The 13,950-nt window shown below is 65.3% G+C and carries 9 protein-coding genes and 1 pseudogene; 4 read left to right on the forward strand and 6 right to left on the reverse strand.

What is annotated here, in order from left to right; genetic code table 11:
- On the reverse strand, positions 1-5,010 hold the full coding sequence (locus NGM28_RS07200; protein WP_252089427.1) for an NEL-type E3 ubiquitin ligase domain-containing protein: 5,010 nt from the start codon (positions 5,008-5,010) through the stop codon (positions 1-3).
- Positions 5,011-5,178: 168 nt separating this feature from the next.
- On the opposite strand from NGM28_RS07200, the gene NGM28_RS07205 reads away from it, so the two are divergent.
- Together NGM28_RS07205 and NGM28_RS07210 are read left to right on the forward strand one after the other, a co-directional pair.
- Entirely contained in the window at positions 5,179-5,958 is a 780-nt protein-coding gene (locus tag NGM28_RS07205) for an alpha/beta fold hydrolase (protein ID WP_252089428.1), read from the forward strand.
- Between the two features lie 172 nt (positions 5,959-6,130).
- Positions 6,131-7,804, forward strand: a pseudogene (locus tag NGM28_RS07210) (MFS transporter).
- A gap of 105 nt (positions 7,805-7,909) precedes the next feature.
- Here NGM28_RS07210 and NGM28_RS07215 read toward each other — a convergent pair.
- From NGM28_RS07215 to NGM28_RS07225, 3 genes are all read right to left on the reverse strand, one after another.
- Positions 7,910-8,485 (reverse strand): hypothetical protein, encoded by a 576-nt coding sequence (locus NGM28_RS07215; RefSeq protein ID WP_252089429.1) that lies wholly within the window; start codon positions 8,483-8,485, stop codon positions 7,910-7,912.
- A gap of 76 nt (positions 8,486-8,561) precedes the next feature.
- On the reverse strand, positions 8,562-8,948 hold the full coding sequence (locus NGM28_RS07220) for a VOC family protein (RefSeq protein WP_240063116.1): 387 nt from the start codon (positions 8,946-8,948) through the stop codon (positions 8,562-8,564).
- A gap of 108 nt (positions 8,949-9,056) precedes the next feature.
- A complete protein-coding gene (locus tag NGM28_RS07225; RefSeq protein WP_213657084.1) occupies positions 9,057-9,320 on the reverse strand; it encodes a DUF1652 domain-containing protein in 264 nt (87 codons plus the stop codon).
- Between the two features lie 283 nt (positions 9,321-9,603).
- On the opposite strand from NGM28_RS07225, the gene NGM28_RS07230 reads away from it, so the two are divergent.
- Positions 9,604-10,833: a pyridoxal phosphate-dependent aminotransferase gene (locus tag NGM28_RS07230; RefSeq protein ID WP_252089430.1), complete on the forward strand. Its 1,230-nt coding sequence runs from the start codon at positions 9,604-9,606 to the stop codon at positions 10,831-10,833.
- Here NGM28_RS07230 and NGM28_RS07235 read toward each other — a convergent pair.
- Both NGM28_RS07235 and NGM28_RS07240 read right to left on the reverse strand, forming a co-directional pair.
- Positions 10,759-11,406, reverse strand: a complete 648-nt coding sequence (locus NGM28_RS07235) for a DUF1345 domain-containing protein (protein ID WP_240063114.1) — start codon at positions 11,404-11,406, stop codon at positions 10,759-10,761. The genes NGM28_RS07230 and NGM28_RS07235 overlap by 75 nt on opposite strands.
- A gap of 194 nt (positions 11,407-11,600) precedes the next feature.
- Positions 11,601-12,782: an NnrS family protein gene (locus NGM28_RS07240; protein ID WP_252089431.1), complete on the reverse strand. Its 1,182-nt coding sequence runs from the start codon at positions 12,780-12,782 to the stop codon at positions 11,601-11,603.
- Between the two features lie 216 nt (positions 12,783-12,998).
- Here NGM28_RS07240 and NGM28_RS07245 point away from each other — a divergent pair, with 216 nt between their 5' ends.
- A complete protein-coding gene (locus tag NGM28_RS07245; RefSeq protein ID WP_240063112.1) occupies positions 12,999-13,913 on the forward strand; it encodes a site-specific integrase in 915 nt (304 codons plus the stop codon).
- Positions 13,914-13,950 lie beyond the last annotated feature (37 nt).

Raw genomic sequence — 13,950 nt, forward strand, 5'->3', positions numbered from 1 at the left:
TCAGTCGTTCGGGTCGCGGCGCGCGGTCAGGCGCAGGTAGAGGGCGTCCTCGTCCTCTTCCAGGCCCAGGGCCATGCGGCTCATCCCGGCAATGTACGGCTCGGTCACGATCTCCTGGCGCAGCAACTGACCCTCTTCGTCAAATGGGCTGCGCCCCAGCGCCTGGGTGAGCGCCTCGACCACCGCAGGCTCGAGTGGGCCGTCCAGCTCGGCGCCGTCCAGATAGTCCACCCCCACGTCCCAGCGTTTGCGCAGGGTCGCGAAGCGGTCGCGGTATTCCTTGCGCAGCAGGCGGCGCCAGCCAGGTTGGCGCGAGATCCACTCACGGCGCGCCTGGGCATCGCCGTCCCGGGTCTCGACAGTTTCGCGGATGGCGTCCTCGGTTTCCCAGGTGATATCCGCAGTGTCCCGATACAGCATGTCCTGCTGCGGCTCGGGAAAGTCGAGGCTGCGCGAAAGGCCAGTGCGCAAGGCCAGGCGCATCTCGATCAGGTCCAGGCCTTGGCCAAGGCCGTTGCGCAGCACGTCGTCCGACAATGTGTCGGCGCTGTGCAAGGCGGGTACCCGAGGGCGGGTGCCGCGCTCGGCCAGCGGCAGGGCATTCCAGGTGTCCAGGGCCTGCAAGGCGTTGCGCCGGGCCAGGCGGGCATTGAACAACGCTTGCGCCAGTTCGTTGACCTGGTCGCGGCGGAACAGGCGGCGGAAGAACTGGAACAGCACAGGCGATGCCACTTCGGCGCCACCGGCTTCGTCATGGGCCATGACCTCGACTTGCAAGGTGCCGAAGCCATCGGCACCGGCATCGCCACAGGTCGTTGGAAAACCACTGGCGACTTCGTCCAGGCGTTTTCGTAGCCGGGTGCTCGCTGCGGCCCGGTCGAGCAGTGTCCACACCTGGCGGGCGAACACCTTGGGCTGACGCCGTGCGCTGGCGGACATGCCGACCTGTTCGACGACTTCACGCAGGCTGGCGTTCTCGTCCTTGCCGAACAACGCGTCCCAGGTGGCTTTCTGCTCGTCGTTGGCAGTGCTCAGCCAGTTCACCCGCTGTGGGGTTGCTGGGGCTGGGTCTGTGACGGTGACCTCGGGCAGTGGCTCGACAGATACGCCGACGAGCTCCAGGCTTTGACGGACGTTCTCTGGCAGTGGGTTGTAGTTGAAGCGCCAACGGTACTGGGAACGCCGGGCCAGCAACCCCTCGAAGTAGGGAGATGCCAGTAGCGGACGCATGGCGGGCAGATGCTCGATCCGGTTCATGCTCAGGTCGAGTTCGCGCAGCATGCAGGGGCTGCGTTGCATCAGGCTTGTCAGCCCGGTGGGCCAGTGCGCCAGCTGGCAATTGTCCAGATGCAGGGTTGCCACGTTGTACAGGCCGGTCAGATCAGGGGCGAGGCCGAGGGGGTTGTTGCTCAGCCGCAGGTGGCGCAGTTCACGCATCGAACGGAATTGGTCAGCCATGTCAGCGTCCAGCCTGATGCGGTTGACGCGCAGGTCGAGGGTGTCCAGGTGTAGTCCAGCCAGCATCTGCAGGTCTTGCGTGGTGAGTGTCAGCCTGTTGCGGGGCAGGGCGAGGCTGCGCAGGTGGGCCAGTTGCGTCAGCGCCTCGCCGGCCTCGGCAGGCAGCGGCCCCAGACGCGCGCCGCTCAGGCGCAGCTCGCGCAGCCTTGGGGCATGGCGCAGGGCGCGCAGCACCGAGGTGCCGTTCATTTGCGGGCTGCTCCTGACATCCAAGCGCTGCAACGATGGAAATGCTTGCAGGAAGTCCGCGGGCATTTCGGTCACGTTGATGTTTTCCAGGACCAGGTCGGTGATGTGGTCGAAACGTGCGGTGAGCGACGGCAATGCATCGAGGGCCAGGTTGGACAGGCTCAGGGTGTCGCCTTCCATGCGTTGCCAGGCGCGTACCAGGTCATCGGCAGCCCTGGTGTAGAACCGACCGACTTCCTCCCCCCAGTCGTTGGCGCCTGCGCTGGCCCAGCCGGTTAGCTGCTGGCGCAGTACGTCCAGTTGCGTGCGCAAGGCCTGGATCTGCTCGGTCACGTTGCCCCGGGCACGCAGGGAGGTAAGCAGTTGACGGATCTCGCGGTCGGCCAGGCCTGGGTACAACGCGTGGAGGTCACGCTCGGCGCGGGATGCGAATATGCCAGGGCTCAGCGGGTAACCATAACGTCCATCGCTCAGGCGCATTGGCGAACGAAAACCGGTGCTTGGCGGCTGTTGGCCTAGCAGGCGGGCGGCACGGGAGCGATCGGCCAACGCCGCGTGATAGACCTGCTCCGCCGTCCAGCCTGGGTGGTTGGCGCGCAAGCTTTGACTGATGCGCTGGCTGTCGGCATTGCCCAGCGTGTCTCGGTACAAGCCCAGCAGGGCTCGGTCGAGGCGCACGCGGGCTTGCATCAGGCGGGCCTCCTCGGCAATGCGCAGGGGGACGCGGCCATCGAGCAAGGTTTCCCGCTCTGTGGTGCTGGCGTGACTGGCCAGCTCCTCCAGTGCCCGTTCAGGCAGTGTTGGGAACTGCCGGCCAATGGCGACGGCCGAGGGCCAGGTGGAAGGGAGCGGGCGGGTGTAGAGGCTGGTGAACAGCGCCGGGCGCTTGGCCAGCAACTGGTCAGCCATCAGCGTTCGCAGTGCCTGTTGGCGCTGCGCAGCGTCGGTGCCGGCAGGCAGCAGTGCGCTGATCGTGTCTTCGTCGAGGTGCTCGAGGATGATGCGGGCGAGGTCACCGTTGTCCAGGTCGCTGCGGGTCAGCTGGATCACGCTGTCACCGAGCTGGTTGCGCCCGTAGCGTGTCGCGCTGCCCATCGGCTCGCTGCCGTCGAACACCTCCAGCACGACATCCTCGGGCCAGCCGGGGAGTTCGCCAAGCACGCTGGCGGCGAACTGCTTGTAGGCGGCAAGGGGGCTGCCCGTGCGGGTACGGTTGATGATGTCGTCGGCGGTCACGTCGGCTTGCAACCTTTGCAAGGCATCCACGAGCAGCGCAGGGGCGCGCCTGCCGTCGCTGTGTACCTGCTCCAGCACGCCGCGATCGAGGGCCGTGCAGTCCAGCGCGGCGAGCAGGTCTTCGTCCTCCAGCCCCTTGCTGATCGGGCCGAGGCGGCGCAGCAGCGTGGCGCGGCTCCAGTCTTGCACGCGCTCGTGTTCCATGCGCCAGGCGCCGCTGCCATTGCTGGTGATTCGAGGTCGATAGGCTTGAGGATCACTTGGGTGAACGATCTGCCAAGCGCCGTCGGTTGCTTGGTGAACTTCGTGTGTACGGCCGTCCAGTTCCACGAAACAGCGGTCGGCGTGGCGCAGGATACCTTCGTCGTCTGCTTGCAGGCCTGTCGGCAGTTCGACAGGGCTGCGGTAGTGATCGAGTCGTGGGAGCCACAGCCGTTTCTCACCCTCGAGCGTGATGCTTTCCAAACCGTCGACGAAGCCGGACGCCTTGACCAGCTTGGCCGCGCCAGCAACGGCGGCAACGCCGCCGAGGTTGACGAGCAGCGCTTCGACCTGTGCCGTCGCTTCGGCATTGTCACCTTCGGACCAGGCCTCGAAACCGTGGAAGATGCTGGCCATGATCTGTGCGGCGCCCACGGCCAGCATGACCGCGTCGAGGCCTGGAACCAACATGGCGGCGACGTTGAGTAGTGTCAGGCCATGTTCCGCCCAATGCTCCAGGCGCTCAGCCCTTGCCTTGGCATCCATGTTCGCCGTCGGCACTGCGACGGCTTGGGCATCAGCCTTCAGGCGCTGGACATGCGCGTTGAAAAGTTTGGGCCAGACGGGGAAGGCGACAGGCACCTCATGCACCGCCAGCGCCGGAAAGCGCACGGGGCGGGGGGCGTCCTGATCCTGTTGCGCCTCGTCGGCCACCAGCCCCTGCCAGGGATGCATGCCGGGTTCGGTTTCGCCAAAGGCGGGTGAAGGGGGCTCGAGGGGGATCACATCGGGGCGGGTGCTTTCGTACAGCCTGGCCATCAGCTTCCTGGACAGCTCCGGGCGATCCTCCAGCGCGACATGCTCCAGGAAGCGCTCACGGTAGGCTGGCTCCAGCAAACGCCCGCGGATGTACCTGCCCAGCGCCAGCAAGTTGGCAAACTCTTGCACAGGGTGCTCGTCGTCGAAGGGCAGATAGGCGATATAGGGTGGCAGGGTCATGCCTTCGGGCGTCAACAGGAGCACGTCGTGCAACTGGAAACCGAGCATGGTGAGGGTCTTCGCCACGACAGGGTGGCTGCCGTAGCGAGGGGCGGTATCCGCGACACAGAACTGACGGAGTGCCTGGTGGCCTGCGTCGGTGAGTTTGCCGCGCAGGTGCGCGATGAGACACTTCATGGTCAGTTCATCGCGCTGCGCCTGGATCCATGACGGTTTTACCTGGGCCTCGCGGTCGCCGCCGTACACGCTTTGCAGATGCGCCTGGTAGCGCTTGCCCAGGTCCAGCGCGCGGCAGTGGGTGACGAACTGGCTGGTACTCAGCCCAGGCAGCTCGGCGCTGTCCGTGGCGCTGGCCTGAAGGGTGCTGAACGGACCGACTTCGGCCATGCCCTCGAAGTTGTGCAGGGCGGCCTCCAGCAAGCTGGTGAGGGTCGCGCTGCCGATCGGTTGCTCGGTCAATAATGGCGGGCGAGGGCTGTCATGGGAGGCATCGGGGTCGGGAAACTCGCCTTCCAGGCCTGAGGTGAAGGGCTGGAAGCGAAATTGTGCTTGTGTCAGGGAGGCCGTAACGCCGAGTCGGGCCTGCAGCAGGGGTTCGCAGAACTCGGTGATGCCGCGCAGGTCTTTCAGCGCCTTGGCCAATGCCTTGTGGCTGGTGGCCCGGCGGCTGATGGCATCGCGCAGGTTGGCTTGCTGATCGGCAGTGGCCTGGGTGAACCAGTCCGGGAACTGGCCTTCTTCGTCGACAGGTACCCCGTGGGCGTGCCCCAGCAGTCTGCTGGCCTGCGTGTGGTGAAGGTGTTTGGTCCAGCCGGGCAAGCTGTCCAGGATCTGCTGCTGATGATAGGGGGGATCAATGCTGTGCATGGTCGAACTCCAATAGAGGTGGGCGGCCATTCAACGGCAGCAGGTCCTGGCTGGGGTGGTACATATTCGAACCCGGCGCAGAGCCCCTCTGTGGCAATGATCGATGGGCTTGTACGCTGCTTGCGGTTTAGGATGGCGGCTCGTCCATCACCCGGCGCGGGAGCCCGAATGACCGACATCACTGTGCAGCAACACTGGATCGACCTGCCTGAAGGGCGGCTGTATGCCCAGCGCTGGCTACCGGCGGTGGCGCAGGGCGCGCCCATCATCCTGTTGCACGATTCACTCGGTTGCGTGGCCCTCTGGCGTGACTTCCCCGCCTGCCTTGCCCAGGCCTCCGGCCGCAGCGTCATCGCCTATGACCGCTTGGGCTTCGGCCGCTCCGACGCTCACCCGGGGCAATTGCGCGCGGGGTTCGTCGAGGCAGAGGCTTGCCGGGGGTTCGCCGCGGTATGCCGGCAGTTGGGCATCGAGCAGTTCCTGGTGTTTGGCCACAGTGTCGGTGGCGGCATGGCCATCGCGTGTGCCGCGGCCCATGCCGAGCAGTGTCTGGGCCTGATCACCGAGTCAGCCCAGGCGTTCGCCGAGGCGCGCACGCTCGAAGGTATTCGCGCGGCTGAACGGCAGTTCGCCGAGCCTGGACAGCTGCAGCGGTTGCAGCGCTACCACGGCGACAAGGCCGAATGGGTGCTGCGTGCCTGGGTCGACAACTGGCTGTCGGCGGACTTTGCCAGCTGGAACCTCGACGGCGTGCTGGCGCGGGTGCGCTGCCCGTTGCTCTGCCTGCATGGCGACAACGACGAGTTCGGCAGCCTTGCCCATCCCGAACGTTTCATTCGATTGACCGCAGGTCCAACTCGCAAGACGATCCTGGAGGGTTGCGGGCATGTACCGCACCGCGAGCAGATGCCGCGTGTGCTTGACGAGGTCGTCCGTTTTCTGGCGTGAAAATGGGGGCGCTGGCTATCCCGACAAAGCCGATTATGCTTCAGGTGACCTTGCCGCGATCCGAGGCCTGCCTCGTCGTGCTTCGCGCAACCGGTAAAGCCCAGGGGCCTGGGTGCGTGCGCTTCATCTGATAGGGACACTCCGGCCCGCGACAACCAGACGGAGGCGACCCATGGCGGTCCTCGACAGCGCATCCACGGGCAGTAGCGCGCCCCAACGTGGCATCACCCGGGAGGAGCGCAAGGTCATCTTCGCCTCTTCGCTGGGGACCGTGTTCGAATGGTATGACTTCTACTTGTACGGCTCGCTGGCGGCGATCATCGCCAAGCACTTCTTCGCCGGCGTCAACGAGACCACTGCGTTCATCTTCGCCTTGCTCGCGTTCGCCGCGGGCTTTGCGGTGCGGCCGTTCGGCGCCATCGTATTTGGCCGCCTGGGGGACATGATCGGGCGCAAGTACACCTTCCTCATCACCATCGTGATCATGGGCCTGTCCACCGCAGTGGTGGGCATCTTGCCCAGCTATGCGGCCATTGGTGTGGCCGCACCGGTGATCCTCATCACCTTGCGCCTGCTACAAGGGCTGGCGCTGGGCGGCGAGTATGGCGGCGCGGCCACCTATGTGGCCGAACATGCGCCGAAGGGCCGGCGTGGGTTCTTCACCGCGTGGATCCAGACCACCGCCACACTCGGGCTGTTCCTGTGATTGCTGGTGATCCTGGCCTGCCGCACGGCGATGGGCACCGAGGCGTTCGAGGCTTGGGGCTGGCGCATTCCGTTCCTGCTGTCGATCCTGCTGCTGGCCATCTCGGTGTACATCCGCATGCAGCTCAACGAGTCGCCGGTATTCATGAAGATGAAGGCCGAAGGCAAGGCGTCGAAAGCGCCGCTGACCGAGTCGTTCGCCCGCTGGGACAACCTGAAGGTAGTGATCATGTCACTGCTGGGCGGCACCGCCGGGCAGGCGGTGGTGTGGTACACGGGGCAGTTCTACGCGCTGTTCTTCCTGCTGCAGATGCTCAAGATCGACCCGCAGACCGCCAACCTGCTGATTGCCGGCTCGCTGTTGATCGGCACCCCGTTCTTCATCATCTTCGGCAGCCTGTCCGACCGTATCGGGCGCAAGCCGATCATCATGGCCGGCTGCATTATCGCAGCGCTGACCTACTTCCCGATCTTCAAGGGGCTCACCGAGTACGGCAACCCGGACGTGTTCGTCGCCCAGGAACAGAACCCGGTGGTGGTAGTGGCCGACCCCGGGCAATGCGCATTCCAGTTCGATCCGGTGGGCAAGGCCCGCTTCACCAGCTCCTGCGACATCGCCAAGAGCCTGCTGGCCAAGCGCGCCATTCCCTACGAGAACCAGGCGGCCGAGCCCGGCAGCGTGGCCCAGGTGCGCATCGGTGAGCGGGTGTTGCCCAGTTTCGATGGTCGCAGCCTGGCGGCGGCGGACTTCAAGGCGCAGAGCGATGCCTTCACGGCCAGTCTCGGGGCTGCGTTGAAGGAAGCCGGTTACCCGGAAAAAGCCGACCCGGCGAAGATCCACTACCCGATGGTGCTGTTGCTGCTGACCCTCCTGGTGATCTACGTGACCATGGTCTACGGCCCGATCGCCGCCTGGCTGGTGGAGTTGTTCCCGGCACGGATCCGCTACACCTCGATGTCGTTGCCGTACCACATCGGCAACGGCTGGTTCGGCGGCTTCCTGCCCACCGTGGCGTTCGCCATGGTGGCGGCGACCGGGGATATCTACTACGGCTTGTGGTACCCGATCGTGATCGCGGTGATGACGGCGGTGCTGGGGATCTTCTTCCTGCCGGAGACCAAGGACAGGGATATCCATTGATTTGGCAGGACAGTAGGAGCGGCTTCAGCCGCGATCACCCGCAAGGCGGGTGCCAGGCACCGCGTCGTCTGCATCGCGGCTAAAGCCGCTCCTACGTCCCTGTACTCAGTCGAAGTACCCACGCAGGCCATAGCGGTAACCGGTGTCGGCCTCGGCCTCGGCCTCGGCGCGAGGACCGAGGGTTTTCGTCAACACGAACTCGAATGCCGGCTCGTACAGCCCGTCCCGTACCAAGGCACCCGCCAGCACCTCGACTTGGTACCAGCCATTGTCCAGCTCGATGATCGGCCGGCCCGGCTCCTGGTAGCGCGCCAGCAGGTCGCCCATGGTCTTGCGGGTGAAATGCTGCAGCACGCGCCAGGTGAACAGCATCAGGGCGCGGTTCTCGACCCGCAGCACATGGCCTTTGCGATGGTGCTTGAGGCGGCTGCCGGGCTCGAGCAGGGCCGGGGTGCCACTGCCGAGGCTGAAAACGATGCGGTAGGGCAGGTTGTCGACACCGGCCAGGGGCAGGATCACGCCTTCACGCACCGCCTGGTCACCGCTGTCGCCCTGGGTGAAGGCCCGGGCCAGGTCGTCGGGAAGGTCGTGCTCGTCCTTGAAGTGTTCGAGCAGTTGGATGTCACCGAGAAGAAAGTAGTCGACCAGGTCGTTGAGAACTTCGCTGAACTCGTAGCGCATGGGTTTTCCTTGTTGTGACTGCGCTGGGTGAAGTCAGCAATGTAGAGGGCGCGCACGTGCGCCGCCAGCCATTTTCTCAGTGGCGCTGGGCGATCTGGATCAGGTTGCCACAGGTGTCATCGAATACAGCTACCGTCACCGGTCCCGCCGGCGTCGGTGGCTGAGTGAAGTGTACGCCCGCAGCACACAGGCGGATGTATTCGGCCTGGATGTCGCGGACGCTGAACGAGGTGGCGGGAATGCCGTCCTGCTTGAGGGCGGTCTTGTAGGCTTTTGCTGCGGGGTGAACATCCGGCTCGAGCACCAGTTCGACGCCGTTGGGGTCATTGGGGGAGGTGAAGGTGAGCCAGCGGTGCTTGCCCATCGGAATATCGTGCTTGGGCTGGAAGCCCAATACGTGGTGGTAGAACGCCTGGGCCTTGGCCTGGTCGTCGACGAGAATGCTGGTCACCACGATCTTCATAGGCTCACACCAGGGTGAGGGGGCGTAACAGCAAGTAAAGACGTTGCCAGGTTTTTGGCCAGCGGGATACCACGGCCGTTCCGGTCGTTCGCAAGTGGGGGATTGAGGTCAGACTGCGTCGTGCAGCGCGTTGCCGACCAGGTCGAAGGTTTCCAGCTCGGCTTCCACGGCCTCGATGATGCGCTCGACATCGGCGGCGGCCATGATCGCCGTGCAGGGGATGCCGGCGATGGCCAGCAGTGTCACGCCCGTAGCCCGGTCGAAGAGCCGGGCAACCATGCTGCGAGGTGCGTCCATGCTGGCTTCGAACCCCAGTGGGTGGAAATGCCAGCGCATCACCTGGCAGGCGTTGGGGAACGTCATCTTGTTCATGCCAGCCTCCTTGTTCGTACCTGAACGCGGTGATTGAAATGGCCGTGCCTGGCCGTCGGGAATTAACCTTAGCACCTGCCATGGCAGTGTTCCCTGGAAAATATGGCAAATGTGCTAATGCATGACGGTGGTCACACTGCTGTCATCGTGACCGGTCGGCGGGCGTTGGCCGGGGCAAACGTTTGTCCTGTGGGCCGGGCGCTGGCGAGGCGCCCGGCTCTGCTATGTTTACTGGCAGCAATTTCGGACCAGCGGTGCGGGTCGGGCAGACAGGGAGGTAGCCATGCGATTTTCCACGCTCACCCAACGCATCGCCGGCGAGGCGGCCGCCGCCTGGGATATCCACTACCAGGCCCTGGCCCTGCGCCGTCAGGGGCGCGAGATCTTCCTGCTGTCGATGGGCGACCCGGATTTCGACACACCGCCCGCGGTGGTCGAGGCGGCCGTGGCCAGCTTGCGCCAGGGTGAAACCCACTACAGCGATGTGCGCGGCAGCCTGGCCTTGCGTGAGGCGATCGTACGCGACCGCCAGTTGCCCCTCGACCCGGATCAAGTGGTCGTCACCGCCGGCGCCCAGTGCGCCTTGTACGCGACGTTCCAGTGCCTGTTCGAGGCCGGCGACGAGGTGATCGTCGCTGAGCCGATGTATGTCACCTACCACGGTGTGTTCGGTGCTTGTGGCGCGCAGGCGGTACCCGTGGCGGTAAGCTCGGAAGCAGGCTTTCGGCTTGACCCTGGCGCTGTGGCCCAGGCCATCACCCCGCGCACCCGTGGCGTGCTGCTCAACAGCCCGCACAACCCCACTGGCGCAACCATCGATGCGGCCGACATGGCGAGCCTTGCACAGCTGTGCCGCGAGCATGACCTGTGGCTGGTGTGCGACGAGGTGTATCGCAACCTGAGTTATGACAGCCCGGCGCCAAGCCCGCTCAACCTGCCGGGCATGGCCGAGCGCTGCGTGGTGATTGACAGCCTGTCCAAGTCCCATGCCATGAGCGGCTGGCGCGTGGGTTGGGTGATCGGGCCCAAGACCTTGGCGACGCATCTGGGCAACCTGGCCATGGCCATGCTGTTCGGCCTGCCGGAGTTCGTCATGCGGGCCACCTGCCTGGCACTGGAGCGCGATTTGCCGGAGGTACGGCGGATGCGTGAGGCCTACCGTCAGCGGCGTGACCGGGTCTGCGCGGCGCTGGAGGGCTGCCCGGGGGTGCGTGTGCATCGCCCGGCGGGTGGCATGTTCGTGATGCTCGATATTCGTGGCAGCGGGCTCAGCGCCCAGATCTTCGCCCAGCGCCTGCTGCTGGAGGAGGGGGTGACGCTGTTGCCGGGGGATGCCTTCGGCCCAAGCGCGGCGGGGCATGTGCGGCTGGGGCTGGTGCTGGATACCGAGGCGCTGGAGGAAGCGTGCCGGCGCATCGTCGCCTGTGCCCGGCGGGTGCTAGCCGAGCAGGCCGGCGGCGATGTTGATGGTGAAGCCCAGGATCGCCGTGTTGAACACGAAGCCTACCAGTGAGTGGGCCAGCACCGCCTTGCGCATGGCGCGCCCTCCGACACCGATATCCGACGTCTGCACGGCGACGCTGATGGTGAACGAGAAGTAGTGGAAGTCCCAGTAGTCCGGATTGCGCTCGTTGTCAGGGAAGCGCAGCGGCGGCTCGTGGCGATCGCCGGTGTAGAACAGCCGTGCGTAGTGCAGGCTGAAGATGCAGCCGATCAGCAGCCAGGAACCGGCCACGGTCAGGCCGGTGTACAGGTAGTGCAGGGCCAGCGCGCTGCCTTCCAGGCCACGGCTGGATACCAGTTGCAGGGTGACTGCGGCGAGGCTGGCAATGGCCGCCACGATGACGGTCACCAGCACCAGGCCGGCGTTCTCGTCTTCGATGCTGGCCACTTGGCGGACCTTCTGCGCCGTCGCCCGCAGGCTGAGCCACAGGACCATCAGCAAGTACAGCCACACGCCGAGGTTCCAGCCCGCGAGGATGCGCTGCACGGTGTCGTCGGCGGGGATCAGCCAGGCGCCAAGAAGGCCGGCCAGGATGGCGATGCTGAGGCGGGGATGGGTGCGGGTGAGGTGGTGGAAGGCCATGCTGTCTCGCAGTTGGAGGGGCGCGCTGCAACTGTAGACCACGCGACGTTGCCGGGCGAGCAGCAGTTGATTTGCCAGGAACTCTGTAGGAGCGGCTTTAGCCGCGATACAGACAACGCGGTGTCTGGCACCCGCTTCGCGGGTGATCGCGGCTAAAGCCGCTCCTACAGGTCGCAACCAGTGCAGGCGTTACGTTATCCCGGCATGCCATCCACCCTGGGGCGCGTCAGGACCGGCAGGTAATGCCACAGGAACAGCAGCAATGCGGCACACCCCAAGATCACCGACAGGCCCAGCCCCAGCGACGAGAACGGCACCAGTGCCACCCGTGCCAGCGCCGCGAACTGGATCAGCGCGAAGGCCCAACCGACGCTGCGCGGCACCTGCAAAGGCCGCCCGGTGTGCCCAAGGCTGACCCGTGCCATCATGGCCACGATCAGCCCGGTCATGGCGCCGACCGTGAGTGCATGGGCCGCCAGGCTCGGGTTGATATCCACCCCGGCATGCCATGCCGCCAGCCCCAGGCAGGCCGGCACCAGCCAGGCATAGGCCAGGTGCAGCGACCACAGCAGCGGCACGCGCCAGATGCCGCGGTCGTGCCAGAGCACCAGCCGGATGCCGTGCAACACGGCCAAGGCGCCGAACAGCAGGGCCATCAGCGGCTGTGGCGTATCGTTGGCCCCTGCCAGGTAGCTGATGGGCAGCGCCACGCTGGCCGCCAGGCAGGCGCGATCAAGCCAGGGACGCGTCGGCGACGGGGTCATGTTGCCCAGGCCGCGGCGGGTGAAGAAGGGGATCACCCGGCCGCCGATCACGCTCATCATCGCCGCCACCAACCAGAGCCCGGCGAGTACGCCACGCCGTTGCCAGCGTTCGTCGTGGTTGAGCCAGCCGGCCAGTGTCAGCCATTGGCAGGCCGACAACAGCAGGATCAGGACCACGATGGGGTAATTGTTACGCAGGCGGCGCTGGATGATCGGCCGTGCCAACGCGACAGCCACCAGGGGCAGGAAGGCGCCTTGGAGCACGATCAGCAATGCTGGCGGCAAGGGCAGGAACCAGCTTGCCCGCGCCAGCAGCCAGAGCAGGAACAAGCCCGCCAGGGGGCGGCCGCTCAGGCCGGGGATACCGCTCCAATTCTGCACGGCTGTCAGCAGGAAGCCGGCTACGATGGCCGCGGCAAAGCCATAGAGCATTTCATGACGGTGCCAGGCCAGCATGCCTCCTGAAGGTGAAAGTTGAAGCGTGCCGGTCAATGTGCCGGCCCATAGCAACAGGGCGAGGAAGGCGAACAGGCTGCCGCCAAGGAAGAACGGGCGAAAACCCAGGGCCCAGAGGGCCTGGCGTGGGCGAGCGGTGATCGGCTGGATGAGCATGGGAAAGTGCCTTGGTTCGATCAGCGTAAGTGAATGGGGTACCATCACGATCCGTGCCATCGCTGAAACCCTTGAATATCAAGGTGATGGCAGTTTTCATGGTCATAATGACATCGTGCGTTTGTTGTCATATTGACTTTAGTCATGGTCATTACGACTCGTTTTTTTGCTTTACGCTGACTTCCCGCGCCGAAGCTCCGCTACAGGATCCCCATTGTGACCGACCTCCTGCGCAACCCGCTGTTGCAGTATCTCGCCCGTCTGGCGCCGTCCAGCCAGTTGACGATGCGCTACATCCTCCAGGACGCGGCCGATCGCCTGGGCTTCATTGATTGCGATATCGCCGACGTGCCCTGGCACCACCTCGAGCCCGGCCATGTAATCGCCCTGGTAGCGGCCCTGCGCGCGGACGGCTACGCCCCGAATACCTCTTCGCTCTACGTCAATGCCGTGCGCGGCGTCATGAACGAGGCCTGGCGCCAGGGCCTGATCGAACATGAGCACCTGCTGAAGATCCGTGAAATCAAGCCGGCCGGCGGCAGTCGCCTGCCGGCGGGGCGCAACCTGCGGCGCAGCTTGATCCGTGAGCTGATGGATGTCTGTGCCGCCGACCCGCGACCACAGGGCGTGCGTGATGCGGCGATCCTCGCGCTGCTGTATGGCACCGGCATGCGCAAGTCGGAATCGGTGGACGTGAACCTGGCCCAGGTCGACTTCGATGAGCGCAGCATTCAGGTGCTGGGCAAGGGTAATCGCGAACTGATCAAGTACGCCCCGGCCTGGGCATTCGACAAGCTGCAGGCCTGGCTCGACCTGCGCCGCCAGCACCTGCCGGCGGGGGAGCGCGACGATGCGTTCCTGTTCAACCGTATTCGGCGTGGCAGCCATATCACCCGTGCACGGATTACCAAGCACGCCATCTACTACATCGCCCGCCAGCGTGGCGCGCAGGTGGGTGCGAAGATCATGCCCCATGATTTTCGCCGGGCGTTCATCACCCGGGTGATCGAGGAACACGACCTTTCGATCGCCCAGAAGCTGGCGCACCACGCCAATATCCAGACCACGGCGGGGTACGATCGACGGGATGACAATGAGCGGCGGCGGGCGGTGGAGCGATTCGACTGCTGAGGGGAGAGCATGGCACCGGCTTTGCCGGTGTTCGCCA

The organism is Pseudomonas sp. MWU13-3659 (genome assembly GCF_023757525.1).
Lineage (GTDB): Bacteria > Pseudomonadota > Gammaproteobacteria > Pseudomonadales > Pseudomonadaceae > Aquipseudomonas > Aquipseudomonas entomophila_E.